This is a genomic window from Streptomyces sp. NPDC127129 (assembly GCF_042671585.1).
GTDB lineage: Bacteria > Actinomycetota > Actinomycetes > Streptomycetales > Streptomycetaceae > Streptomyces.
In genome coordinates, this window is record NZ_JBHXTV010000001.1 from 116,986 (window position 1) to 141,884 (window position 24,899).

Annotated in this window: 25 protein-coding genes and 2 pseudogenes; 13 read left to right on the forward strand and 14 right to left on the reverse strand. The window is 70.1% G+C overall.

The features are described from left to right. Positions 1-37: 37 nt before the first annotated feature. On the reverse strand, positions 38-667 hold the full coding sequence (locus ACFVGW_RS00470; RefSeq protein ID WP_385850112.1) for a type III effector protein: 630 nt from the start codon (positions 665-667) through the stop codon (positions 38-40). Positions 668-795: 128 nt separating this feature from the next. Between ACFVGW_RS00470 and ACFVGW_RS00475 the strand changes: the two genes are divergently transcribed. The 3 genes from ACFVGW_RS00475 (at position 796) to ACFVGW_RS00485 (ending at position 2,223) form a co-directional block, all read left to right on the forward strand. Then, positions 796-1,227 (forward strand): Hsp20/alpha crystallin family protein, encoded by a 432-nt coding sequence (locus ACFVGW_RS00475; protein WP_385850113.1) that lies wholly within the window; start codon positions 796-798, stop codon positions 1,225-1,227. A gap of 103 nt (positions 1,228-1,330) precedes the next feature. Further along, positions 1,331-1,726, forward strand: coding sequence for a DUF2267 domain-containing protein (locus ACFVGW_RS00480; protein ID WP_385850114.1), 396 nt, complete (start codon positions 1,331-1,333; stop codon positions 1,724-1,726). A gap of 53 nt (positions 1,727-1,779) precedes the next feature. Beyond that, positions 1,780-2,223: a DUF2267 domain-containing protein gene (locus tag ACFVGW_RS00485; protein ID WP_385850115.1), complete on the forward strand. Its 444-nt coding sequence runs from the start codon at positions 1,780-1,782 to the stop codon at positions 2,221-2,223. A gap of 218 nt (positions 2,224-2,441) precedes the next feature. On the opposite strand, the gene ACFVGW_RS00490 is transcribed toward ACFVGW_RS00485, so the two are convergent. Next, entirely contained in the window at positions 2,442-2,780 is a 339-nt protein-coding gene (locus ACFVGW_RS00490; RefSeq protein WP_385850116.1) for a MerR family transcriptional regulator, read from the reverse strand. 818 nt (positions 2,781-3,598) lie between these two features. Here ACFVGW_RS00490 and ACFVGW_RS00495 point away from each other — a divergent pair. The 4 genes and pseudogenes from ACFVGW_RS00495 to ACFVGW_RS00510 all read left to right on the forward strand — a co-directional run. After that, on the forward strand, positions 3,599-4,012 hold the full coding sequence (locus ACFVGW_RS00495; protein ID WP_385850117.1) for an ATP-binding protein: 414 nt from the start codon (positions 3,599-3,601) through the stop codon (positions 4,010-4,012). 205 nt (positions 4,013-4,217) lie between these two features. Beyond that, complete coding sequence (locus ACFVGW_RS00500) at positions 4,218-5,225, forward strand: recombinase family protein (RefSeq protein WP_385850118.1); 1,008 nt, start codon at positions 4,218-4,220, stop codon at positions 5,223-5,225. 39 nt (positions 5,226-5,264) lie between these two features. Beyond that, positions 5,265-5,549: pseudogene (locus ACFVGW_RS00505) on the forward strand (hypothetical protein); the annotation flags it as partial. Beyond that, positions 5,489-5,806: pseudogene (locus ACFVGW_RS00510) on the forward strand (response regulator transcription factor); the annotation flags it as partial. The pseudogenes ACFVGW_RS00505 and ACFVGW_RS00510, both read left to right, overlap by 61 nt. 31 nt (positions 5,807-5,837) lie before the next feature. Here the strand turns inward: ACFVGW_RS00510 and ACFVGW_RS00515 are convergent. Next, on the reverse strand, positions 5,838-6,575 hold the full coding sequence (locus ACFVGW_RS00515) for a MerR family transcriptional regulator (protein ID WP_385850119.1): 738 nt from the start codon (positions 6,573-6,575) through the stop codon (positions 5,838-5,840). A 54-nt stretch (positions 6,576-6,629) separates the two neighbouring features. Here ACFVGW_RS00515 and ACFVGW_RS00520 point away from each other — a divergent pair, with 54 nt between their 5' ends. Further along, on the forward strand, positions 6,630-6,908 hold the full coding sequence (locus tag ACFVGW_RS00520) for a hypothetical protein (RefSeq protein WP_385850120.1): 279 nt from the start codon (positions 6,630-6,632) through the stop codon (positions 6,906-6,908). 25 nt (positions 6,909-6,933) lie between these two features. On the opposite strand, the gene ACFVGW_RS00525 is transcribed toward ACFVGW_RS00520, so the two are convergent. From ACFVGW_RS00525 to ACFVGW_RS00570, 10 genes are all read right to left on the reverse strand, one after another. Further along, on the reverse strand, positions 6,934-9,477 hold the full coding sequence (locus ACFVGW_RS00525) for an ATP-binding protein (RefSeq protein ID WP_385850121.1): 2,544 nt from the start codon (positions 9,475-9,477) through the stop codon (positions 6,934-6,936). Between the two features lie 14 nt (positions 9,478-9,491). Then, positions 9,492-10,181 (reverse strand): response regulator, encoded by a 690-nt coding sequence (locus tag ACFVGW_RS00530; RefSeq protein WP_385850122.1) that lies wholly within the window; start codon positions 10,179-10,181, stop codon positions 9,492-9,494. Between the two features lie 151 nt (positions 10,182-10,332). Then, the gene (locus ACFVGW_RS00535; RefSeq protein WP_385850123.1) at positions 10,333-10,998 is read right to left on the reverse strand and encodes a potassium-transporting ATPase subunit C; all 666 of its coding nucleotides are present in this window, start codon (positions 10,996-10,998) and stop codon (positions 10,333-10,335) included. 6 nt (positions 10,999-11,004) lie between these two features. Next, positions 11,005-13,140 carry a potassium-transporting ATPase subunit KdpB gene (kdpB, locus tag ACFVGW_RS00540; RefSeq protein ID WP_385850124.1) on the reverse strand — a complete coding sequence of 712 codons (2,136 nt, stop codon included), beginning with the start codon at positions 13,138-13,140 and terminating at the stop codon, positions 11,005-11,007. After that, positions 13,137-14,801: a potassium-transporting ATPase subunit KdpA gene (gene kdpA / locus ACFVGW_RS00545; RefSeq protein WP_385850125.1), complete on the reverse strand. Its 1,665-nt coding sequence runs from the start codon at positions 14,799-14,801 to the stop codon at positions 13,137-13,139. Before kdpA ends, kdpB (ACFVGW_RS00540) begins: the two co-directional genes overlap by 4 nt. Before the next feature lie 8 nt (positions 14,802-14,809). Next, positions 14,810-14,899, reverse strand: coding sequence for a K(+)-transporting ATPase subunit F (kdpF, locus tag ACFVGW_RS00550; RefSeq protein ID WP_385850126.1), 90 nt, complete (start codon positions 14,897-14,899; stop codon positions 14,810-14,812). After that, positions 14,896-15,051: a hypothetical protein gene (locus tag ACFVGW_RS00555; protein WP_198540408.1), complete on the reverse strand. Its 156-nt coding sequence runs from the start codon at positions 15,049-15,051 to the stop codon at positions 14,896-14,898. The genes kdpF (ACFVGW_RS00550) and ACFVGW_RS00555 overlap by 4 nt, the downstream gene beginning before the upstream one ends. A 562-nt stretch (positions 15,052-15,613) precedes the next feature. Beyond that, the gene (locus ACFVGW_RS00560) at positions 15,614-18,019 is read right to left on the reverse strand and encodes an ATP-binding protein (protein WP_385850127.1); all 2,406 of its coding nucleotides are present in this window, start codon (positions 18,017-18,019) and stop codon (positions 15,614-15,616) included. A gap of 98 nt (positions 18,020-18,117) precedes the next feature. After that, entirely contained in the window at positions 18,118-18,207 is a 90-nt protein-coding gene (gene kdpF, locus ACFVGW_RS00565; protein ID WP_359363722.1) for a K(+)-transporting ATPase subunit F, read from the reverse strand. 151 nt (positions 18,208-18,358) lie between these two features. Further along, positions 18,359-18,625, reverse strand: a complete 267-nt coding sequence (locus tag ACFVGW_RS00570; RefSeq protein WP_385850128.1) for a hypothetical protein — start codon at positions 18,623-18,625, stop codon at positions 18,359-18,361. Positions 18,626-19,253: 628 nt separating this feature from the next. Between ACFVGW_RS00570 and kdpB (ACFVGW_RS00575) the strand changes: the two genes are divergently transcribed. The 5 genes from kdpB (ACFVGW_RS00575) to ACFVGW_RS00595 all read left to right on the forward strand — a co-directional run bounded on the left by kdpB (ACFVGW_RS00575) (position 19,254) and on the right by ACFVGW_RS00595 (position 24,094). Continuing rightward, a complete protein-coding gene (gene kdpB / locus ACFVGW_RS00575) occupies positions 19,254-21,425 on the forward strand; it encodes a potassium-transporting ATPase subunit KdpB (protein ID WP_385850129.1) in 2,172 nt (723 codons plus the stop codon). Between the two features lie 280 nt (positions 21,426-21,705). Beyond that, positions 21,706-22,515, forward strand: coding sequence for an SDR family NAD(P)-dependent oxidoreductase (locus ACFVGW_RS00580; RefSeq protein ID WP_385850130.1), 810 nt, complete (start codon positions 21,706-21,708; stop codon positions 22,513-22,515). 70 nt (positions 22,516-22,585) lie between these two features. Further along, positions 22,586-22,663, forward strand: a complete 78-nt coding sequence (locus ACFVGW_RS00585) for a 50S ribosomal protein bL37 (RefSeq protein ID WP_371637667.1) — start codon at positions 22,586-22,588, stop codon at positions 22,661-22,663. A 60-nt stretch (positions 22,664-22,723) separates the two neighbouring features. Further along, positions 22,724-23,503 (forward strand): GNAT family N-acetyltransferase, encoded by a 780-nt coding sequence (locus tag ACFVGW_RS00590; RefSeq protein ID WP_385850131.1) that lies wholly within the window; start codon positions 22,724-22,726, stop codon positions 23,501-23,503. A gap of 54 nt (positions 23,504-23,557) precedes the next feature. After that, on the forward strand, positions 23,558-24,094 hold the full coding sequence (locus tag ACFVGW_RS00595) for a hypothetical protein (protein ID WP_385850132.1): 537 nt from the start codon (positions 23,558-23,560) through the stop codon (positions 24,092-24,094). Here the strand turns inward: ACFVGW_RS00595 and ACFVGW_RS00600 are convergent. After that, on the reverse strand, positions 24,072-24,830 hold the full coding sequence (locus ACFVGW_RS00600) for a DUF4118 domain-containing protein (protein ID WP_385850133.1): 759 nt from the start codon (positions 24,828-24,830) through the stop codon (positions 24,072-24,074). The genes ACFVGW_RS00595 and ACFVGW_RS00600 overlap by 23 nt on opposite strands. Positions 24,831-24,899 lie beyond the last annotated feature (69 nt).

The following is a 24,899-nucleotide window of genomic DNA, read 5'->3' on the forward strand; positions in this document are numbered from 1 at the left end:
CCGGCGTCGCCGGAGGGCGCTGGATCGTCGACTCGTACTACGGGGCTGTGAGGGTGTCGAGCCGGGCGGCGAGATCGGGGTGGGCGGCGGCCAGGTGGGGGCGGGCGGCGGCCAGGGGGCCGGTGAGGTCGGCCGGATCGTCGTGGGCGAGGGCCGCGTGGAGCTCGCTGACGTGGCGGCGGGCGGAGGCAGGCAGGTCGGTGAGGGCAGTGATCTGCCCGGCGAGGCGGCGCAGGTCGGCCGCGTTGCGGCGCGCCCAGGCAGCGGTCGTGCGGTCGGCGGCCCGGGCCTGGCGGGTGGCCGTCACGCGCTGCTCGCCGGTGGTTCCTGCAGGGCCGGGGCGGCCGCGCAGGTATTTGCGTTCGGCGGCCTGACGGCTGGCGACGCCCAGGGGCGGGGCGAGGTCGGCCCAGCTGGCGCCCGCGTCGCGGGCCACCTCGATCAGGCCGGTCTCCCAGCCGGCGAGCTGCTCGCGGACCTGCCGCAGCAGCATCAGGGAGGCCAGGGCCTGCTCCGGACCCGGCCCGGCACCAGGAGTGTCGGGTGCCTCGTGCCGGGCTTCGCGCAGGGCGGCGTCTATGGCGTTCAGGGCCGCTGCGGCGGCGAGGAAAGACGCCGGACTGTGGGCGTCGGCGGTGGTCGGCGTCGGCTGGTCGGCCGGGTTCACGGGCACCTCCCTCGTGTTGTCATCAGGTCGACGACATCATGTTTGTCATCCATTGGATGACATGTTACAACGGTGTCAGTGCAGCGCATTGGCAGCAACTGCCTGAACCTGCTGGAGGTGTTTTCACGATGTTGATGCGCACTGACCCCTTCCGTGAGCTGGACCGGCTGACGCAGCAGCTGCTGGGTCCGGGTACCTGGTCGAAGCCGTCGGCGATGCCGATGGACGCCTACCGCGAGGGTGACCAGTACGTGGTGGCCTTCGACCTCCCCGGCGTCAGCGCCGACGCGATCGACATCGACGTCGAGCGGAACATGCTCACCGTCAAGGCCGAGCGCCGGCCGGTGGCGAAGGCCGACGACGTGCAGATGGAACTGTCCGAGCGGCCGCTGGGCGTCTTCTCCCGCCAGATCGTGCTCGCCGACACCCTCGACACCGAGCACATCCAGGCCGACTACGACGCCGGCGTGCTCACCCTGCGCATCCCGATCGCCGAGCGCGCCAAGCCCCGCAAGATCTCCATCGGCGTCGGGACCGGCCACAAGGAGATCTCCGGCTGACACCGGCCGGACCGGTGCGGAGGACGGGCACCTGATCTCCCCCTCCATCCCGCCCTCCGCACCCCTACGGGCAACCGAACAACCAGAAGGGGTGGCGGCCGAGATGACTCTGCGACACGAAGCCTTCCTCGACCACGTCAAGGAACGCGGCGAGTACGACACTCCGGAGGAAGCCGAGCGCGCGGCCCGCGTGGTGCTCGCCCTGCTCGGCGCGCACCTGGTCGGCGACGTCCGCGCCCGGCTCGCAGCCCGCCTGCCGGAGGAATTCGCCCTGATCCTGCTCAACCCGCTCCAGAGCGCCGAACCGCTCCCCCCGGAGCGTTTCGTCAGGGCGACCGCGGCCTGGATCGAGGGCGCCACCGAGCACACCGCGACCTGGGACGTCAGCGCCGTACTGTCCACGGTCGCCGACACCGCCGGCGACGACCTGATGGGCGAAATCCTGCTCCAGCTCCCCGCAGGCTACGACCTCCTCTTCGGCCGCCCCCAGCCCACCTGATCCCTACCTCGGTGCCACACACCCGCACCGCTCCACGAAAGGCATGCACCGCAGTGATCACCGACGTACGCGTACCGCTTGAGCAGCAGCAGCCGTACTCGACGGCGTATGAGCAGATGCTGGAGAAGGTCCGCTACGAAGGCGCCTACCCCACCCGCGAGCGAGCAGACGAAGCCGTCCGCCTGGTCCTTTCGGGGCTGGGACGTCAGCTGACCGGCGACGAACGCGTCGACCTGGCCGCCTGCCTCCCACTGGAGGCCGCGCGTGTCCTGACCGCGCAGATCCCCGACCCCCAGCCGCTGACCGGCTGGACCTTCGTCAAGGACCTCGCCGCCCGCTCCGGCGCCTCCCTGGCCACCACCCGGTGGGACACCGGATCCGTCTTCGCCGCCGTCACCGTCCACGCCGGCGCCGACCTGATCACCCGCATCCTGAACCAGCTCCCCACCGGCTGGGCCCTGCTGTTCGGCCAGGCCGAACTCAACCCGGCCGCGTAAACGGTTCGTGCCCTTCCAGCGCCAGGGAGGGTTGGACGACGGTGCACGGCCCGCGCACCCCGCAGGGACAGGCCGCCGCAGCCCCGGCGTGACAGCCGGGCTCCGGGCGGGGCCGGAGCCGGCTGAATACGACGTTGCCCGGGACGCCGAAGCGTCCCGGGCAGTATGCGCGGGCGCCAGCCGCGAAGCCACTTGGGTAGTTGCAGGTCTTCGCCGTCTCAGGCTGAGGCCGGCGGAGCGGATGACTCGGCGGCGCGGCGGTATTCGGCGTTGATGCGCTGGGCTTCTTCGAGCTGGTCTTCGAGGATGACGATGCGGCAGGCGGCCTCGATCGGGGTCCCGTGGTCGACGAGCTCCCGGGCCCGGGCGGCGATGCGCAGTTGGTAGCGGGAGTAGCGGCGGTGCCCGCCCGCGGAGCGAAGCGGGGTGATCAGGCGGGCTTCGCCGATGGCGCGGAGGAAGCCCTGGGTGGTGCCGAGCATCTCGGCGGCCCGCCCCATGGTGTAGGCGGGATAGTCGTCGTCGTCGAGACGGCCGAAGGAGTCGTCTGCTGTCATTGCACCTCTCTGTGGAACACGCTTGAGGGGCCCTGGTGTCTTACGACACCAGGGCCCCGAAGGAACTACACCATCTGCCGGCCCTGGTACTGCGCCGGCATTCTGTTTCCGCCGACCCGACTTGGGAGCTGTCGGGTGCGCGGGGATCGCGGTTGCTTGACCGGAGACCACCTCACTATCGATGTCCTGCGGTACCCGGGCTCAAGACTTCCGCCCGGGCGATCCTGATGGCGCCTGGCTCCTCCGTTCTTCCCTCGTTGATCAACGGTGTACTACCGGTACTGCGAACTGCTCAGCGGCCTGTGACAGCGCCACCCTTCGGCAGCCAGCCCCGTCGCCCGTCCTGCGTCTGCTCTGGCTTAGAACCCCACTGCCGAACTCCCCGGTGCGCGCGTCCGCAGCCGACGCCTTCACCGAGGTACTGCGCACTGACTTCACTGCTGGGTACTGCGTCAACTGCGGTACTGCTCACGGCGGCCCCTGATCACTGCGGGCCACCCGGTCCGGTCGCCAGTCCCGTCGCCGTCCTGCAACAACCCTGGCTTCGAAACTCCGCCACCGCACCGTCCTGCCAACTGCAACTGCAGGTACTGCTGCCGGCAGTTCGTCTCTGCCAGGCCCTGCTGACTTCCTGGGTACGAGAGAAACCATAACCAGGCCACCACCTAATGTCTACTTCAGCCACCATAGATTTTCGTGTGTTCGACGATGAGGTAATCGAGCTCGAACAGCGATGACACAGGGGTTGGCGGACCACAGGCCGGGCGCAAGCACCGTGCAGACAACCGGGCATGACGATGCAGAGGCCAGGTGACCTGATGGACACGATGAGCGTCACTGTCGTACCCGCCCGATCCGCGATGTCCGTCGCCGTCGCACGCGACAGCGCCCGGACTTCCTCGCGGATCTCGTGGATCCGATCCCAGCCGAGGCCGCCGACACCGTTGGTCCTGGTCGTCTCGGAGCTCGTCACCAACGCCCTGCGCCACGGCGGCGGCAGCTGCACCCTGGACCTGACCGCGCATCCGGACAGCATCGAGGTAGCCGTGCACGACCGCAGCCCGCAGGCGCCGCGCATGCGCACCCCTGACCTGAACGGCGGCACCGGAGGCTTCGGCTGGCCCATGGTCAACCGCCTCGCCCACACCACCTCGGTCACCCGCCGGCCGTCCGGCGGCAAGACGGTCAGCGCAATTCTCGCCCGGCAGCGCCAAGGCGCCTCGGTACCGTAGACCGCTCCGGCCGATCTTTGAAGGCCCTGCGGTCACCCCTCGCGGGACGGTCGGACTGCTTCGCAGAAACGGTCCTTTGCGCGAGCAAGATCAATCGCAGGCCGCCGGACCCCCACCGATCCCGGATTCGTTCGCAGAACCCGTTCTCACTCAAAAGCGGGACGGACCCCCTTCTAAGACTTGCATTGTGCGAAAATCCGGGCCCATGACGCCCCCTCAGCACCCATCCCCGGCCGACCGGTCGGACGCGGACGACGTCGAACAGCACGCCTGTCCGAAGTGTGACTCACAGCCCGGCTCGCCCTGCCGCTCGCGCGGCGGCGCGGTCGCCTCCGCCTACCACACCCGCCGCTTCACCCAAGTGCCCCGGCTGAAGAAGGCGCTGCGGGTGCCCACCCCGGCCGACCGCGGACCGGGCCGGCCGTGGCGCCCGGGCACCCCGCCGCCGACGCCGGCCGACCCGGACCTGCCGAGCGCGGACATCCGCATCGGCTACGCGCGGTGCTCGACCCTCGGGCAGGAACTCGACTCCCAGCTCGACGCGCTCAGCAAGCGCGGCATCCCGAGGGACAAGATCTTCAGCGAGAAGATCAGCACCCGCGTCCGCGTCCGCCCCCGGTTCGAGGAGGCGCTGAGGACGGCGCGGGAGGTCAAGGCGCACGCCCCGCACTGCCGGGTCATCTTCACCGTGTACGAGATGAAGCGGCTCGGGCGGGACGCCGCCGAGCTGACTGCGCTCGCCGACCACCTCACCGCGCACGGCCTGGTGCTGGAGATGCTGGCCGGGCCCCTGCCCGGCATCTACGACCCCACCGGGCCGGGAAAGCTGCTGTTCGCGTTCTTCGCGGCGATGGCGGAGACCGAGCGGGAGAACATTCGGGAGTCGACGCTGGAGGGGCTCGACACCGCGGCCCGCAAGGGCAAGCACGGCGGCCGGCCGCCGGTCATCACCGAGGACATGCTGCATACCGTGCTGCGGCGCCGCGCGGGCGGCGAGTCCGTCGAGCAGATCCAGTCCGATCTGATCATCCCCACCGGCAAGCGCAAGGGTCAGAACCCCTCTGTCGCCAGCATCTACCGGGCACTCGCCGAGCACGAGAAACGGGCGGCGTACCCGGAAGCCGTCGAACAGGCCCGCGCCGACTTCGCCGCCCTCACTGGCAGCGAGGTTCCTGAACCTCGCACAGAAGCCAAGGCCCTAACGACACGCTGAGTTACTTGTCACTTCGCGGCAGCTTCGGGAGAACAGGGCCACATCGCCCGTCACGCCGACGCCACCAAGGCATCGGTCTGCATCGCCCACCGTGCGGACGTTGTCGCCCTGCGGGTGGACGACGACGGGCGGGCCACGCCGGACACCGCCCCGCCGCCCGGCATGGGACTGCTCGGGATGCGAGAACGCGTCACCGCCCTCGGAGGCCGATTCCAGGCAGCACCGCGCGGCGAGGGCGGCTTCACCGTCCAGGCCGAACTCCCGCGGTACGCGTCGCCGCACGTGGCGACGCGCTGCTCGCGCCCTCGATCACCCGCAAGCTGATCGACCGGTACGTCACCCAGCCGCTCCTCACCGACACCAGCACGGCGCTGGAGGAGCTGACCAGCCGCGAACGAGAGGCCGTCGTCCTGGTCGCGCATGGCTTGTCCAACGACGAGATCGCCCACCGCATGGTCATCAGCCCGCTGACCGCGAAAACCCACATCAACCGTGACATGACCAAACTGCACGCTCGCGATCGGGACCAACTCGTCGTCCTCGCCTACGAATCCGGCCTGTTGACCCCGCGCAACACCTGACAACCACGGTCCCGGCAACAAGCCTGACGGGTCACCACCCGAGTTGCGCCCGAATGAGCGTGTCCAAACGCTGCCAGGCCGGCGACGAAGCATTGACCGTCGCCTGGATGAGGGCGGGGATCTTGGAGGCCGTGTCCAGCTCGGGCAGTTCGTCGGGGCCGCTCCCGTAGCGTTCCCGGGTCGCCTCGACGATGCGGTGGGCGAGTTCGTCGATGCGTGGATCCCGGGCGTCCAGGTCGTGCGCTTGGTCGTAGTCGAGGAAGAGCTGCCGTAGTGCCGGGTCGGCGAGGGACTCGGACTGGTCGCGAAAGAGCGCGTCCGCGTGGCCGGGGTGGGTGGCGAAGACGAGGATCCACAGGTCGCGTTGGAGGTCCACCCAGCGCGGGGTGAATCCCCAGTCGGCCAGCCGCTCCAGGTGTGCGGCGACCTCGGCGGGCACCGGTGCCAACTGCCCGGCGGCAAGTCGGCGCAGTCGCCCCTGCGTCGCCCGCAGGTCACGGATGCGGGCGGTGAGCTCGTCGTCGATCCCGTGCAGCGCCTGCTGGAACTCCTCGTCGGTCGCTGATCTCAGGTCGCGGATGCGGGCCAGGGGGACGCCCGCCTGGGCGAGCGTCCGGATCTTGATGAGGTCGATGACGTCGTCGGCGGTGTACCGCCGGTAGCCGGAGGCGTCGCGGTCGGGCTCGGGGAGCAGTCCCTTGTCGTGGTAGACGCGGATGGTCTTGATCGACACGCCGACGTAGCCGGCCAGCTGCCCGATGGTGATCACCCGGCCATCGTCCCACTTGACCTTTCCCCAGGGGCAGGGTCGCACCATGGCGTCATGAAGAACGTGAACATCGATCGTGAGACTCTGCGCGAGCTCGCCGACGAGGGCAACGAGAGCGCCTTGGACCGGCTGGCCGACCTTGTCGACGCGGCCGGCGACCTGGAAGAACTGAGCGAACTGCTGGACGAGGGATCCATGCGCGCCGGGTTCCTCCTCACCCGACGCGCGTCCGCGGCCGGCGACCTGCGCGAGCTGCAACGGATCTCCGACGCCGGGTACGACGAGGCCGGGAGTGAGCTGGAGCGGCTTTTGAAGGCACCGGGTGACGAGTAGCGGGACCGAACCCGGCGCGCCCGTGTCAGGTGGTCGCCTCGGCCGCCAGGTCCGGGTGGGAGGGCGGAGAGCCGTCGGCCATCCGCAGGCTGACCGTCATGGTCAGGCCGCCGCCGGGGGTGTCCTCCGCCGTCAGGGTGCCGCCCATCGCCTCCGCGAAGCCGCGCGCCACCGCCAGTCCGAGACCGACTCCCTCGCCGCGCGGGGTGTCGCCGTAGCGCTGGAAAGCGCCGAAGATGCGGTCCTTGGCCTCGTCGGGGACCCCGGGGCCGCGGTCGACGACCCGTAGTTCGACGCGATCGGCCAGAGCGCTCGCCGAGACGAGGACGGGCTGCCCGGGCGGGCTGTACTTGACCGCGTTCTCGACGATGTTGGCGACCGCCCGTTCAAGGAGGCCGCGGTCGACGGCGACCATCGGGAGCGTCTCGGGGATGTCGAGTTCCACGCTGTCCTCGGGGACGCCGAGCAGTGCCATCGGGACGACCTCGTCGAGGTCGGTCTCCCGGATGACGGCGGTGACCGTGCCCGTCTCAAGCCGGGACATGTCGAGCAGGTTCCCGACGAGGTGGTCGAGACGGTCGGCGCCCTCCTCGATGCCTTCGAGGAGTTCGGCGCGGTCCTCCTCCGACCATTCCACGTCGTCGGAGCGCAACGACGTCACCGACGCCTTGATGCCGGCGAGCGGCGTGCGCAGGTCGTGGCTGACGGCCGCGAGAAGTGACGTACGGATCTTGTTGCCCTCCGCCATTTTCCGGGCCTCCTCCGCCTGGCCCACGAGCCGCTGTCGGTCGAGAACGACCGCGGCCTGGGCCGCGAAGGCGCCGAGCACGCGCCGGTCCTCTGCGGGCAGCACCCGGCCCGTCAGGGCGAGGGCCAGGTGGTCGCCGACCGGCATGTCCACGTCCGCGTCCTCCGGGCGACCGGCCGGCCGGTGGCCGACGACGGCGACGCAGGACCACGGCTCCGTCTCGTCGGGGCGTTCCAGGAGGGCGACCGACTCCATGGAGAAGGTCTCCCGGACCCGTTCGAGGAGCGCTTCGAGCGTCGTCTCGCCTCGCAGCACGCTCCCGGCGAGGAAGGACAGGGTCTCCGACTCGGCCCGCAGGCGGGCCGCCTGGTGGGTGCGGCGTGCTGCCAGGTCCACGACCGAGGCCACCGAGATCGCCACCCCCACGAAGATCGCCAGGGCGACGATGTTGCGCGGGTCGGCGATGGTGAGCTGGTGTATCGGCGGGGTGAAGAACCAGTTCAGGAGCAGCGATCCGACGGCCGCGGAGGCCAGGGCCGGCTTGAGTCCACCCAGGAGAGCCGCCGCGACGGTGAGCGTGAGGTAGAGCAGGACGTCGTTGGCCAGGCCCATGTCGGGGACGGCGGTGCTGAGCAGGAGTGTGAGGAGGCCCGGACCGGCAAGGCCGACGAGCCAGCCCCAGATCGTCCGGGACCGTCCGAGCCGGGCGCCCCCAGGGCCGGGCAGCCGGCGGCCCTTGGCGGCCTCGTCATGGGTGACGATGTGGACGTCGAGGTCCGGCCCGGATTCCCTGGCGACCGTACCGCTGACACCAGGGCCGAAGAGGTACTGCCAGGAGCGGCGCCGACTCACGCCCAGCACGATCTGCGTGGCGTTCACCCCGCGCGCGAATTCGAGCAGCCCGGCGGAAACGTCGTCACCGACGACATGGTGGAAAGTGCCGCCGAGGTCCTCGACGAGGGTCCGCTGGACCGCCAGCTCCTTCGGGGAGGCCGAGGTCAGACCGTCGCTGCGCGAGATGTAGACGGCGAGCACCTCACCACCCGCGCCCTTCTCGGCCAGCCGCACCGCGCGGCGTATCAGGGTCCGCCCCTCCGAGCCGCCCGTGAGTCCGACGACGATCCGTTCCCGGGAGCCCCAGATCTTGGAGACGCGGTGTTCGGTCCGGTACTCCTGCAGGTACTCGTCGACCCGGTCGGCCGTCCAGAGCAGGGCCAGCTCGCGCAGGGCGGTGAGGTTGCCGGGCCGGAAGTAGTTGGACAGGGCCGCGTCGACCTTGTCCGGCTTGTAGATGTTGCCGTGCGCCATGCGGCGGCGCAGCGCCTGGGGCGACATGTCGACCAGCTCGATCTGGTCGGCGCGCCGGACGATCTCGTCCGGGACGGTCTCCTTCTGCCGGATGCCCGTGATGGCCTCGACGACGTCCCCGAGGGACTCCAGGTGCTGGATGTTGACCGTCGACACGACGTCGATGCCGGCCGCGAGCAGCTCCTCGACGTCCTGCCAGCGCTTGGCGTTCCGCGAGCCCGGAACGTTCGTGTGCGGCAGCTCGTCGACGAGCGCGACGGCGGGCCGCCGCGCCAGGACGGCATCCACGTCCATCTCGGTGAAGGAGGTCCCCCGGTACTCGATGGTCCGGCGCGGGATCATCTCCAGGCCGTGCAGCATCACCTCGGTGCGGGGCCGGTTGTGGTGCTCCACGAACGCGACGACGCAGTCCGTCCCGCGTTCGACGCGCCGGTGCCCCTCGGAGAGCATGGAGTACGTCTTGCCGACCCCCGGCGCCGCTCCCAGGTAGATACGCAGCTTTCCGCGTCCCATGTACTGCGTCTCTCCTACGGTTCGAACCGGTAGCCCATACCGGGTTCGGTGATCAGATAGCGGGGATGCGACGGGTCCACTTCCAGTTTGCGTCGCAGCTGGGCCATGTAGACCCGCAGGTAGTTCGTCTTCGTGCCGTAGCTCGGGCCCCATACCTCCTGGAGCAGTCGGCGCTGGCTGATGAGCCGCCCCGGGTTGCAGATCAGTATTTCCAGCAGGTGCCATTCGGTCGGGGTGAGCCGTACGTCGCGTTCCGCACGCCGCACCCTCTTGGCCACCAGGTCGACCGTGAAGTCGTCGGTGCTGACCCGGCCCCCCGCGACCGGTTCGGGCGTGGGCGCCTCGGCCGAACGACGGGTGGCGGCCCGCAGCCGGGCCAGGAGCTCGTCCATGCTGAAGGGCTTGGTCATGTAGTCGTCGGCGCCGGCGTCGAGTGCACGGATCTTGTCCTCGGAACCACTGCGCGCCGAGAGGACGAGCACGGGCGAACGGCTCCAGCGGCGCAACGCCTTGATGACGTCGACGCCGTCCATGTCCGGAAGCCCCAGGTCGACGATCAGCACGTCCGGTGGTTCGGAAGCGGCAAGGGACAGTGCCGTGGCGCCGTCCGGCGCCACATCCACCACGTATCGGCGCGCTTGCAGGTTGATCACCAGCGCTCGTGCGAGCTGCGAATCGTCCTCGACCACCAGCACCCGCGTCATCGGCGTGCTGCCTTCCTCTTGTACGTGCGGTTCGTGTGGCTCTTGTATTTCGTGTGGTTCGTGTAGCTCGTGCCGTCCGACGTGCTGCGGGAGCCGGCGGACCCGGGGCACTCCCGGGTCCGCCGGCTCCCATGCCGCTTCGATAAGGCCATCAGCCCTTGGTCAATTCCTTGAGCGCGATGTTGAGTTGGAGGACGTTGACCCTGGGTTCGCCGATGAAGCCGAGGATGCGGTCGTCGGTGTGGTCGGCGACCAGCTTGTCGACCTGGGCGACGGTGAGGTGGTTCCTCTCCGCGACCCGGTGGACCTGGAGCTTGGCGTACTCCGGGGAGATGTGCGGGTCCAGGCCCGAACCGGAGGAGGTGACCGCGTCGGCGGGGACGTCCGACGGCCTCACCGTGTAGCCGCTCACCGAATTGTCCTTGACCACGGCGGCCTTGGCGTCCTTGACCCACTGGATCAGGTCCGCGTTGTCACCCGACCGGTTGGTCGCGCCGGAGAGGATGATCGAGTACTGGGTGTTGACGCTGTTGGAGCCGAGGCCGTTCGACGGGCGCGGCTGGAACCACTTCAGGTCCGGGGCCGCCGTCTCCTCGCCCTCCTTGAGCGGCAGATTGTAGGTCTGGCCGATGAGTTCGGAACCGACGACCTTCCCCTCGCTCTTGATCTCGGATCCGTTGGCCTTGTCGTGGAAGGCCAGCTGGGAGATGCCGGTGACGGCGAGCGGGTAGAGGACACCGGTGATCACGGTCAGGACGAGGAGGGCGCGAAGTCCCGCCCACAGCACTCGGCCGGTGTTCGCTGCTGAGTTGTTCATCGTGGATCAACCGATTCCGGGGATGAGGGAGAGGAGCACGTCGATGATCTTGATGCCGATGAACGGGGCGATCAGGCCGCCCAGGCCGTAGATGCCCAGGTTGCGTCGGAGCATCGAGTCCGCGCTCGACGGCCGGTAGCGGACACCCTTGAGGGCAAGCGGCACCAGGGCGATGATGATCAGGGCGTTGAAGATGACCGCGGAGAGGATCGCGGACTCGGGCGAAGTCAGGCCCATGATGTTGAGCTTGTCGAGCGACGGATAGGCGACGGCGAACATCGCGGGGATGATCGCGAAGTACTTCGCCACGTCGTTGGCGATGGAGAAGGTGGTCAGCGCGCCCCGGGTGATGAGGAGCTGCTTGCCGATCTCGACGATCTCGATGAGCTTGGTCGGGTTGGAGTCGAGGTCGACCATGTTGCCGGCCTCCTTCGCGGCCGACGTACCCGTGTTCATCGCCACGCCGACGTCCGCCTGGGCCAGCGCGGGGGCGTCGTTGGTGCCGTCGCCGGTCATCGCGACGAGCTTGCCGCCGGCCTGCTCGCGCTTGATGAGGGCCATCTTGTCCTCGGGGGTGGCCTCGGCGAGGAAGTCGTCGACACCCGCCTCCTCGGCGATGGCCTTCGCGGTCAGCGGGTTGTCACCCGTGATCATGACCGTCTTGATGCCCATGCGGCGCAGCTCGTCGAACCGCTCCCGCATGCCCTCCTTGACGACGTCCTTGAGGTGGATGACGCCCAGGACGCGGGCGCCCTTGTCGTCCTTGACCGCGACGAGCAGCGGCGTACCGCCGGCCTGCGAGATCCGGTCGGTCAGGGCCTCGGCGTCGTCGGCGACCGTGCCGCCCTGCTCACGGACCCAGGCGACGACCGAGCCGGTCGCGCCCTTGCGCGTCTGCTTGCCGTCGACGTCGACACCCGACATACGGGTCTGGGCGGTGAACTCGATCCACGTGGCACCGGCCAGCTCGCCCTGGTGGCGCTCGCGCAGACCGTACTTCTCCTTCGCCAGAACCACGATCGAGCGGCCCTCGGGTGTCTCGTCCGCGAGGGACGAGAGCTGGGCGGCGTCGGCCAGTTCGGCCTCCGTCGTGCCCCTCACGGGAACGAACTCCGAGGCTTGGCGGTTGCCGAGCGTGATAGTGCCGGTCTTGTCGAGCAGCAGCGTCGACACGTCGCCGGCGGCCTCGACGGCACGGCCCGACATGGCGAGGACGTTCCGCTGCACGAGCCGGTCCATGCCCGCGATGCCGATCGCGGAAAGCAGGGCGCCGATCGTCGTCGGGATCAGACAGACGAGCAGGGCCGCCAGGACGATCAGGGAGGTCTGCTCGTCGGCGCCCGCGTAGATCGCGAACGGCTTCAGCGTCACGACGGCCAGCAGGAAGACGATCGTCAGCGAGGCGAGCAGGATGTTGAGCGCGATCTCGTTGGGCGTCTTCTGCCGGGCGGCGCCCTCGACCAGGTTGATCATCCGGTCGATGAACGTCTCGCCCGGCTTAGTCGTGATCTTGATGACGACCCGGTCGGAGAGCACCTTCGTGCCACCCGTGACCGCGCACCGGTCGCCGCCGGACTCGCGGATGACGGGGGCGGACTCGCCGGTGATGGCGGACTCGTCGACCGACGCGACACCCTCGACGACGTCGCCGTCGCCGGGGATGATGTCGCCGGCCTCGCAGACCACCAGGTCGCCGATCTTCAGCTCGGTACCGGGCACCCGCTCCTCGTTCGTGCCGACGAGGCGGCGGGCGACGGTGTCGGTCTTGGCCTTGCGCAGGGTGTCGGCCTGGGCCTTGCCGCGGCCCTCGGCGACCGCCTCCGCCAGATTGGCGAAGATCGTCGTCAGCCACAGCCAGACGGTGATCGCCCAGCCGAACCAGTCCCCCGGGTTCCTGACCGCGAGCACGGTGGTGACGACCGAGCCGACGAGGACCACGAACATGACGGGCGACTTGATCATCACGCGCGGATCGAGCTTCTTGATCGCGTCGGGGAAGGACTTGATCAGCTGCTTGGGGTCGAACATTCCCCCGCCGATCCGCCCGGGAGCGTGGTGTCCCCCGGACAGGTCGCCGTGGGGCGCCTTGGTCGCAGTCGTGGTGGACACGTCGTCCTCGTGCTTCTTTACGTCGTTGGTCATGCCGCGAGCCCTTCGGCGAGCGGTCCCAGCGCGAGGGCCGGGAAGTAGGTGAGACCGGTGATGATCAGAATGGTGCCGACGAGGAGGCCGGTGAACAGCGGCTTCTCCGTCCGGAGCGTGCCCGCGGTCTCGGGCACCGGTGTCTGCTCGGCGAGCGAGCCGGCCAGCGCGAGGACGAACACCATGGGCAGGAACCGGCCGAGCAGCATCGCGATGCCGATCGTCGAGTTGAACCACTGGGTGTCGGCGTTCAGACCCGCGAAGGCGGAGCCGTTGTTGTTGGCGCCGGAGGTGTAGGCGTACAGGATCTCGGAGAAGCCGTGCGCGCCGGAGTTCGTCATCGAGTTCGACGGCGTGTCCAGCGCCATCGCGACCGCCGTGAAGCCGAGGACGAGGGCGGGGGTGACGAGGATGTAGCAGGCCGCGAACTTGATCTCGCGGGTGCCGATCTTCTTGCCCAGGTACTCGGGGGTACGGCCGACCATCAGACCGGCGATGAACACCGCGATGATCGCCATGATCAGCATGCCGTAGAGGCCGGAGCCGACACCGCCGGGCGCGATCTCGCCGAGCTGCATGCCCAGCATGGTGATGCCGCCGCCGAAGCCGGTGTACGAGGAGTGGAAGGAGTTCACCGCTCCTGTGGAGGTCAGCGTGGTGGCGACCGCGAAGATCGACGAGCCGCCGATCCCGAACCGGGTCTCCTTGCCCTCCATCGCGCCGCCGGCGATGTCGAACGCCGGACCGTTGTGGGCGAACTCGGTCCACATCATCAGCGCGGTGAACCCGAGCCAGATCGCGGCCATCGTGCCGAGGATCGCGTAACCCTGCTTGAGCGAGCCGACCATCCGGCCGAAGGTGCGGGTCAGCGCGAACGGGATGACGAGGATCAGGTAGATCTCGAAGAGGTTGGAGAGCCCGTTGGGGTTCTCGAAGGGGTGGGCGGAGTTGGCGTTGAAGTAGCCGCCGCCGTTCGTGCCCAGCTCCTTGATGACCTCCTGCGAGGCGACCGCGCCGCCGTTCCACTGCTGCGAGCCGCCCATGAACTGGCCGACCTCGTGGATGCCGGAGAAGTTCTGGATCGCACCGCAGGCGACCAGGACAAGCGCGCCGACCACCGAGATCGGCAGCAGGATCCGGACCGTGCCCCGGACCAGGTCGGCCCAGAAGTTGCCCAGCTCACCCGTACGAGACCGGGCGAAACCACGCACCAGCGCGACCGCCACGGCGATGCCCACGGCCGCGGAGACGAAGTTCTGCACCGCCAGACCACCGGTCTGCACGACGTGGCCCATGGCCTGCTCGCCGTAGTACGACTGCCAGTTCGTGTTCGCCACGAAGGAGGCGGCGGTGTTGAACGCCTGGTCCGGGTCGATCGAGGCGAAGCCCAGCGACCCGGGCAGCGACCCCTGCACCCGCTGGAGCAGATACAGGAACAGAACACTCACTGCGGAGAAGGCCAGGACGCCGCGCAGATACGCCGGCCAGCGCATTTCGACGGTCGGGTTCGCACCGATCGCCTTGTAGATCCACTTCTCGGGCTTGTAGTGCTTCTCCGAGGAGTACACCCGCGCCATGTAGTCGCCCAGCGGCCGGTACGACAGACCCAGGGCGGCGATCAGCGCCAGAAGCTGGAGGACTCCAGCAAGAACAGGACTCATATCCGTACTCAGAACCTCTCCGGCTTGACGAGGGCGAGGACGAGATAGCCCAGCAGAGCGACGGCCACAAGGAGACCGATGATGTTCTCGGCACTCACAGCTTGGCCACCCCCTTGGCGATGAAGGCCACCAGCGCGAAGACCGCGATCGTGGTGACGACGAAGGCCACGTCGGCCATCGTGAGCTCCCGGATGCAGGAAGAAGGAAGAACGGATTCTCGGACGAGATGAGGAAATCGCCTTTCGGCCACGGATCGGCTCTCGTTAACGGCCCTCTTACGCGGCGCAGCACGCTCTTGACGCGTCCTCTACGGCTCCCTGGCTCCCGACGCGGAACCAGGTCGCTCCCCGGCCGTTTCACGTCTGCGCACCCGGCGGGTGGTGGCTGTACCCCGGACATGAGTACGTCCAGTCCTTGGCGGCTCGTCGCCAGGACGACCCGGTCCCCGGCAGGCAGCACCCGGCCGTGCACCGGACGCCAGTCGAAGCCGGGCAGGCGGTCGAAGCGGAACCCGCCAGGGTGTCCCCGGTGGGCACCTGGGGCACGGTTCCCGCCCCCACGACAAGGACCCGCCACTCGTTCTCCGGGAGGCATCATGGACCGAGCGCGCCGCCGCCTCCGGGTGTCCGGCCACGTCGACGGCCGTGAAGAGGGCGAACCCCGCTCGACCGGCATCACGCCCAGGACGTGGCGGCCCATCATGGCGGCGGTGAATGGCGATGAGCTGGTGGCCGCCGCCGTCGGCGAGGGCCCTGCCGCCACGCGCCGAGGGTCCCGGACGGCGCACGGACGAGGCCCGTTCTACTGGCGTCTCAGACCGCGCTCGGCAGCGAAACGACCATGGTCAGGCCGCCGCCCGGGGTGTCCTCCGGGGTCAGCGTGCCGGACATCGCCTCGGTGAGACCGCGAGCGAGCGCCAGTCCGAGGCCGACACCCGTGGTGTTGTCCGTGTCGCCCAGACGTTGGAATGGCTCGAAGACCCGCTCCCGATCGCTGGGAGGGAGTCCAGGGCCTCTGTCGATGACCCTCAGTTCCACCCGGCCGGCGAGCGCGCTCACCGTGAGCAGGATGGGCTGGGTGGGTGGGGTGTATCGGCTCGCGTTTCCCACCAGGTTGGCGATCACTCGCTCGAGAAGCGGCGGATCGGCGAAGACCGGCGGAGCCTGCTCGAAACCGTGCAGGACGGGTCGGGGTGTGTCGGAGGGCAGGGCGTCGAGTGCCGCGGGCAGGACTTCTTCCAGGGCCGTGGGGCGGAGGGAGAGGTTCAGGGCGCCCGCCTGGAGGCGGCTCATGTCGAGAAGGTTGTCGATGAGCCGGGCCAGCCGGGCCATGGACTCGTCGGCGGTGGCGAGGAGCTCGTCGCGCTCGTCCGGAGTGAACTCCACGTCGGTGCTGCGCAGGGAGGCGACGGCGGCCCAGCCGGCGGCGAGGGGTGTGCGCAGGTCGTGGCTGACGGCCGCGAGCAGAGCCGTCCGCATCCGGTCGGCGGCCCGTACGGGCTCCACGAGCGCGGCGGCCTCGGCGAGCCGGGCGTGCTCGGCGGCCGCGGTGACGTGGGCGGCGAAGGCCGCGAGGACGCGCCGGTCCGAGGACGGCAGGGTTTTGCCGCGCAGGACGAGGAAGTGGCCGTCGCCGACGGCGACCTGGCTGACGGCGGGATCGCCCGTGTGCGCGGCGGTGAGCTGTGCGGCCGGTACGAGTTCGGCAGAGTCGGCACCGAAGATCTCGCGAGTACGGGCAAGCAGGGCCGGAACCGTGTGGTCACCGCGGACCACCGACCCGGCGAGCGAGGAGAGGGTCTCCGCCTCGGCGGTGGCCCGGGCCGCACGTCTGGACAGCCGTAGGGAGCGGTCGACGGCTCCGGCCAAGACGGCGGCGACGAGGACGAACACGCCCAGGGCGAGCATGTTGTCCGCGTCGGCGAAGGTGAAGGCGCCCACCGGCGGTATGAACCAGTAGTTGAGCAGCAGCGACGCGGTGACGGCGGCGACGAGTGCCGAGACGACTCCGCCGAGGCAGGCCACGCCGACCACGGTGGCGAGGAACAGGAGCGCCTCGCTGGTCAGGTTGAACACGCCTCGCGTGTGGTCGAGGAGCAGCGTGAGCAGGACCGGCAGGCCGAGCCCCGCGAGCGGCCCGGCGACCCGACGCGAGACCGGCAGCGTACTGCGGCGGGAGGGGAGCAGCCGGCCGTGGCCCGCCCGCTCGTGGGTCACCGTGTGGACGTCGATGTCGCCGGAGAGCGCGACGGTCGTCTCGCCGATGCCCCGTCCTGTCAGGAAGCGTTCGAGTCGGCCGCGCCGGCTGGTGCCCAGGATCAGCTGGGTGGCGTTCTCGGCCCGGGCGAACTCCACCAGGGCCGTGGGGACATCGTCCCCGACGACCGTGTGGTAGCTGCCGCCGAGGCTCTCGGCGAGCCGCCGCTGCCCGGCGAGGGCCGCGGACGAGGCACCCGCCGCCAGACCGTCGCTGCGCACGACGTGCACGGCGAGCATCCGGCCCTGGGCGGTCCGGGCGGCGATGCGGCTCGCGCGCCGGATCAGGGTGTCGCCCTCGGGGCCGCCGGTGAGGGCGACGACGATCCGTTCGCGGATCTCCCACACCCCGCCGATGCCGCGCTCGGAGCGGTACTTCCGCAGGGCCTCGTCGACGCGGTCGGCCACCCAGAGGAGGGCCAGTTCGCGCAGGGCGATGAGGTTGCCCGTACGGAAGTAGCTGGCGAGGGCGGCGTCGACCTCCTCGGGCGGGCGTATGTTGCCGTGGGCCATCCGGCGCCGCAGTTCCTGCGGGTCCATGTCCACCAGCTCGATCTGGTCGGCACGGCGGACGACCTCGTCGGGCACGGTCTCGTCCTGCGGCACCCCGATGATCTTCTCGACGACGTCGCTGAGCGACTCCAGGTGCTGGACGTTGACCGTGGTGACGACGTCGATGCCGGCGGCGAGCAGCTCCTCGACGTCCTGCCAGCGGTGGGCGTTGCGGTGGCCGGGCGCGTTGGTGTGGGCGAGGTCGTCGACGAGGACGAGACCGGGGGCGCGGCGCAGGGCCCGGTCGAGGTCGAGCTCGGGGTGGACACGGCCGCTGTGGACGGCGCGGGCGGGCTCCAAGGTCTCCAGGCCGGCGAGCATCGCCTCGGTGTACGGGCGGCCGCGGCACGCGGCGATGCCGACGACGACGTCGGTACCGCGTGCGGCTCTGCGCCGACCCTCGTCCAGCATGCGGTAGGTCTTGCCGACCCCGGTGGCGGCACCGACGAAGACCTTGAGTCGCCCCGGACGGACCTCCGGGTCGACGGGCCCCGACGGCGCGGGCAGGTTCAGAACTTCTCCGGGCGGATGAGCGCGGCCACGAGATAGCCGACGATACCGACGGCGACGATCAGTCCGACCACGTTCTCCACGCTCATGAGCGCTTCACTCCCTGGTGAGTCCCTACGGGTGTCCTGTTGCGAGGAAACCCGGTGCGCGGCGCGCGTACGAGCACCTTGACGGGTCCCTTGCGGGGCGCCGTCGCATGCTGACGGCGTCTTGGCGGATCTCTAGCGCGCAGCCGCTCGGTCAGCGGAACTCGGCCAGGCGCGGACGGGAGTTGACGGCCTGGGCGTCCATGTCGTTGAGGGCGAGGTTGAGGCCGGCGGCACTCACGGTGCGCGGGGCGTGATGGCCGGTGACGGCGCCCCAGGTGTCGGAGGCGCCGAGTCCGGCCGTGATCAGCAGCCCGGCGCAGGCTGCCGTGAGCAGCAGGATCGCCGTACGCAGCAGGCGCAACCGGGCGGGCAGCGTGCCCCACGAGCGGCGCCGCAGCGCGCGAAGGCGATTCCTCACACGTTCGGCGGCGTTGACGGCGGGGCCGGCGGACGGGCCGTCCGGTCCGCGACCCCCTCGTGGTCGCGGACCGGGACGGCCCACCGGTCGCACAACCGTCGCGGGTGTGATGGTGACGGTCCGGGCCGTCGTTTCCGGACCGTGCGCGCTACCGGTAGCGGTAACCACGCATCCCTCCCACCTCAGCACCTCGGACGGTTGTCCGATCCCCCGTGGTGAGGAGTCTGTGGTTCGTTTCGGCCACCGTCCGACGACGTTGACGTGGCCCTGACGCTCCATCGGTCCGATTTGACGTGGCCTTGACGGCAGGAGCCAACGTCCGTCAGAGAGCCGTCAATTCGGGCGTTCCGGCGCCGCTTCGGGCTTCCCGTGGCCCTAGTTTTCTTCTCGGTCGCTCACCGGCCCGTGGACGTCAGTGGCCTGATCGTCCCCGGACAGCGGGGGCACGGCTGCCCCTCCCATCCGGCTGCCGTGCCCCCGCACCATGAGCGTCGCTGTCCGTCCGCAGCCGTCTGGTGGGCGCACGGGGCATGCCCCGTGCGCCCACGGGCGCGGAGGAGGACGGCCCTACCGTGCTCTCCCGGCCGGCGCCGATCGGGCGGTCGGGCTCATCAGAAGGTCTTCCGCGATGCATTCCCGCGCGCCTCACCAGGCGCCCTCCGCTCCCTCGACGCCGTCGGCCCCGGCCACGCCGCCCCGCTACCCGGCCCCCGCACCGAAACGGCGGCGCTCGGCACAGGGTGGGCTGCTCGACCCTGTACAGCTGGTGAAGTGCTTCCCGGATGCCGTACGCAAGCTGCATCCACGGGCCCTGGTACGGAATCCGGTACTGCTCGTCGTCGGCGTCGGTTCGGTGCTCACGACACTGTCAGCGGTCTTCAACCCGTCCGTGTTCACCTGGGTGATCAGCGTCTGGCTGTGGCTGACGGTGATCTTCGCCAACCTCGCCGAGGCCGTGGCGGAGGGCCGTGGCAAAGCCCAGGCCGAGTCACTGCGCAAGGCGCGCACGGACACGGTGGCACTACGCCTGAAGCACTGGCGCTACGGCACGGACCTCGACCGGGCAGAGACGGAGGCTGTCGCCGCCACCGACCTGCAGCTCTTCGACTTCGTGCTCGTCGAGGCGGGCGAACTGATCCCGGCCGACGGCGATGTCGTCGACGGCGTCGCGGCGGTCGACGAGTCCGCCGTCACCGGGGAGTCCGCTCCGGTCATCCGCGAGTCGGGCGGCGACCGGACGGGAGTGACGGGCGGTACGACAGTGCTGTCGGACCGGATCGTCGTACGGGTCACCTCACGCCCCGGCCACTCCTTCATGGACCGGATGATCGCCCTGGTCGAGGGCGCCTCCCGGCAGAAGACACCGAACGAGATCGCGCTGAACATCCTGCTCGCCGCGCTCACCGTCGTCTTCGTCCTGGTCGTCGTCGCGATCCAGCCCATGGCCGCCTACTCCGGCGCCGCCCCCTCCACCACCGTCCTCGTCGCCCTGCTCGTGACCCTGATCCCGACCACGATCGGCGCGCTGCTCTCCGCGATCGGCATCGCGGGCATGGACCGGCTCGTACAGCGCAACGTCCTCGCCATGTCGGGACGTGCCGTCGAAGCCGCGGGCGATATCAACACCCTCCTCCTCGACAAGACCGGCACCATCACCCTCGGCAACCGGGAGGCCGCCGACTTCGTCCCGCTGCCCGGCGTCGAAGAGTCACAGCTCGCGAACGCAGCACAGCTGGCCTCGCTGGCCGACGAGACGCCCGAGGGCCGGTCGGTGGTGGTGCTCGCCAAGGAGCGGTACGGGCTGCGGGCCCCGGCCGAGGGCGAGTTGGCGAACGCCCGGTTCGTGGAGTTCAGCGCCCAGACGCGGATGAGCGGCATCGACCTGCGCTGGGACAACGGCGCCGCGTGCCACATCCGCAAGGGCGCGGCGGCACAGGTGATCGCCTGGGTCGAGATGTACGGCGGCAAAGTGCCCGGCGAGGCGCGCGCCTGGAGCGACCAGATCTCGGGAGCCGGCGGCACTCCCCTCCTGGTCGCCGTCAACGACTGGGACGGCCCCCGCGTCCTCGGCATCGTCCACCTCAAGGACGTGGTGAAGGACGGCATCAAGGAGCGGTTCGCGGAGCTGCGCCGCATGGGCATCCGTACGGTCATGATCACCGGCGACAACCCGCTGACGGCGCGCGCCATCGCTCACGAGGCCGGGGTCGACGACTACCTGGCCGAGGCGACCCCCGAGGACAAGCTCGCGCTCATCAAGAAGGAACAGGAGGGTGGAAAGCTCGTCGCGATGACCGGTGACGGCACCAACGATGCGCCCGCGCTCGCGCAGGCGGACGTCGGCGTGGCCATGAACACGGGTACGTCGGCGGCGAAGGAGGCCGGCAACATGGTCGACCTCGACTCCAACCCGACCAAGCTCATCGAGATCGTCGAGATCGGCAAGCAACTCCTCATCACCCGAGGCGCCTTGACCACCTTCTCGATCACGAACGACGTCGCGAAGTACTTCGCGATCATCCCGGCCATGTTCACCGGCGCCTATCCGGGCCTGGAGACGCTGAACATCATGGCGCTGCACAGCCCGACCTCGGCCATCACCTCAGCCATCATCTTCAACGCCCTGATCATCGTCGCCCTCATCCCCCTCGCCCTGCGCGGCGTCCGCTACCGGCCCGCCTCCGCGCACGACCTGCTGCGCCGCAACCTCACGGTGTACGGCCTCGGCGGACTCGTCCTGCCCTTCCTCGGCATCAAGGCCATCGACCTGATCGTCTCCACCGTCCCCGGCCTCGGGTGAACCCGAGGGCTGGGGTGAACCAGCATCAAGCGGGCGTCAGGGAAACGCTGTTCACCTTGCCCGGGGCTTCCGTTGCGGGTTCGATGGGAAGCATGAACAGCGCATGGCTCCTGACCGACCGGCCGCCCCATCGGGCGCCCCGTCGTGAGCCCCGCTGTCCGGAGACGTCCGCCCACCGCTGACGTACCTCTGCTTCACCCCGGGGCGTCGTGACATCCCTTGTCCGACGCCCCTTCTTCGTACCCGTACACACCTTTCATCCCTGAGGGACTGACCAGTCATGTCCGTATCCGACCTTTCCTCCCGTACGGTCCTGGTGACCGGTGCCACCTCCGGCATCGGCCACCAGACCGCGCGGCTCCTCGCCGAACGCGGCGCGACGGTGCTCGTCCACGGCCGCACGGCCGAGGAGGCGCACGCAGCCACCGACCGGCTCGTCACGCTCGCCGACGTCGACGGGTCCCGGCTGTGCGCGTTCGGCGCGGACTTCACCCGCCTGGAGGAGGTCGAGCAGCTCGCCGCAAGGGTCCTGGCCGAGCACCCGCGCATCGACGTCCTCGTCAACAACGCGGGCATGGCCGCGCCCGAGCGCCACACCGTCACGGCCGACGGCAACGAGATCGCGTTCCAGGTCAACTTCCTCGCCCACTACCTGCTGACGCACCTCCTGGAGCCTGCGCTCACCGGCGGTACGGGCGGCCGGGTGGTCAACGTCTCGTCCTCGCTGCACCGCACGGGCTCCATCCAGTGGAACGACCCCAACCGGGTCCGCCGCTACTCGCGCCTCGCCGCCTACGCCCAGTCGCAGCTCGCCCTGACCGTCTTCGCCGCCGACCCGCGCGTCACCGCCGTCTCCGTCCACCCCGGCATCTGCACCACCAGCCTCCTGCCGTTGTACGCGCACGAGGGCGTCGCGCCGGCCGAGGGCGCGGCCCATGTCGTACGGCTCTGCGACCCTGCCGTCGAGATCGTCAACGGCGCCTACTACGACCGCGACCACCGCGTCGCCCCCGCACCCGCCGCCTCCGAGGAGCGCACCGTCAAGCGCCTCGGCAAGCTCGCCTACCTCCTCGTCGGCCAGAGCGCCTGACGCCCCGCACACCGTGCGCGGCCTGCACGACCTGCACGGCCTGCACGACCTGAAAGGAACCCGTACCGCCATGTCCAAGCGTGCCCGCAAGAAGAAGGACCGCCGCAAGAAGAAGGCGAACCACGGCCGCAGGGCCGGCGCCCGCTGAACCCCCGGGGGCGGCCCCCATCACGGGCCGCCCCTCTTCCTTCCGCACCAGGAGGTGTCCGTGATCCCGCACGCGTCCCACCAACCGCCCGCCCCCGCCCGTGTGTTCCTCTCCGGCGCACCCGGCACCGGGGCACTCGCCGAGCACGTCCTCACCACCGGCCACGGCCAGTGGTGGACCGACCGGGCGGAGGAGCCCCGCGTGGTGGCCGTGACGTGCGGCGGACACGCCCTCCTGGCAGGCGACCCCAGCGCCGTCACCCCGGACGAACTGGCCCCACTCGCCCGGCACTACGTCGACACACCGGGCCGCTTCGTCCCCGTCCTCGGCGCCGCCTTCGACCAGCTCGTCCCCTGGGAGCGAATGCTCTACATCCACCGCGTCAAGGCCGTCGCGCCCCGCGTCCCCCGGGGCGTGACCGTCCGCCGCCTGAACCCTGATGACGCGCCGGCGCTCGCGGCGCTCGACCCGTCCATGGCCTGGATCCACGAGAGCTGGGAAGGACCCGCCGCCCTCGCCGCCTCGGGCCTCGGCTGGGTGGCGGTCCGCAAGAGCCGGGTCCTCGCCGTGGCCTGCAGCCGGTACCTCGGCCACCGCTACGAGGATGTCGCCTGCGCAACCACGCCCGACGAACGCCGCCAGCACCTCGCCCTGGCCTGCGTCGCCGGGCTGACCGCCGACATCGCGGCACGTGGCCACCGCGCCAGCTGGAGCTGCTCCCGCGACAACCGCCCGAGCCGTCTCCTCGCCTGGACGGCGGGCTTCCGGCTGGACCACGAGTACGTCCACCACGTCGCCGGTCCCGTCAGCCGCGCGTCAAGGTTGGCCGAGGCCGCATAGGTACCGCGTCAAGACGGACCGGCTGCGACCTGCAGAGCTTCTAGCGTCCGTTCCATGGAGCCACGATTCGTCCCGCAGCCGGAGCCCGGCGACCGTACGGTCCAGGACAGCGAGTGGGCCGGCGAGGCCCGCGCCGCCGTCGGCTGCGCGGGCCTCCTGCTGACCCTGTCGCTGACCGTGGATGCCGGGGACGACGGGCTGACCCTGTCGAGCGCGCTGATGTGGATCACCCTGTCCGTCGCGCTCTTCGTGATCCTGCTGCCCGCCAGGGTCGTCGCGGCACCGGCACGGGTGACCGTCCAGAGCCTGTGGAGCCGGATGAGTGTGCGCACGGACCGGCTCGCGGCCGTCCGCTGGCCGGACGGGATCGAACAGCGTGTCGTGCTGACCGACACGGACGGCGGCCGGGCCCAGGTCGAACTGCGCGTCCTGCTCGCCAACCCGGCCCTCTGGCTCCTGCTGGAGGCCGACGCGCGGAGCTCCTACGAGAACGGCGCCCTCCGGGAAGGCGCCCGGGACCTCGACCGGCTGACCCGCCGCGTCGAACGGGACACCGCCCACGCCGTCTTCACGATCTCCGGCCTGCACTGACGCTGTCGTCGTCCAGGGCGGCGGCGGCCTGAGCCGCCAGGTCGGCCGCGACCAGGCGTGCCTCCAGCGGCGGCGGTACGGAGCCGGGTTCCGGAGTCAGCAGGAAGCGGCCCTGGTACCGGCCGTGGACAAGGGCGCGCAGTTCGGTCTCGCCCTCTGGCCAGCCCTGACGCTCCAGGTCCCAGATCCAGCCGTCCACCTTCACCGTCCCGTCCGGGTCGAGCCTCGACGGACGCCCGATGAGCGTGCCGTACTCGAAGCGGCACGCCCTCAGCTCCAGTACTTCGATGAGTTCGTGCCGCACTCGTTGGACGACGTCGTCAGAGGAGGACGTGCTGGAGCGGGCCAGGCGGGTCGTGCCGTGCAACCGCTCCAGGTGCGTGGCGTCCGTGACCGCGACCCGCTTCATCGTCCGGGCGCGCGCGGCCGGCTGGGAGACGATCAGCCCGACGGCCAGGAGCAGCACGGCGGTCTCGATGTCCGCCCGGTCCTCGATGTGGAAGCTCTGGTACGGCTCGGTCAGGAAGAAGTCGAACCACGCGGCGGCCGACAGCGCGGCGAGCGCACCGGCGAACCGGTTGCCGAACGCCGACACGGCGACGACCACGACGACCAGCAGCAGCGCGAGATTGGTGTGCGTGACGGACGTCCGCAGCGGCACCAGCACAAGAGCCACGGCGAACGGTGCCAGGGCTCCGGCGGCGACGGCGGCCGTGTCCCGAAGCGGAATCCTCATGGCCCACCTCACAGGATCCAGCCCCGCTCACCCCCGACACGTCAAGCCTCCGCCCAGTGCGGCGTAGGG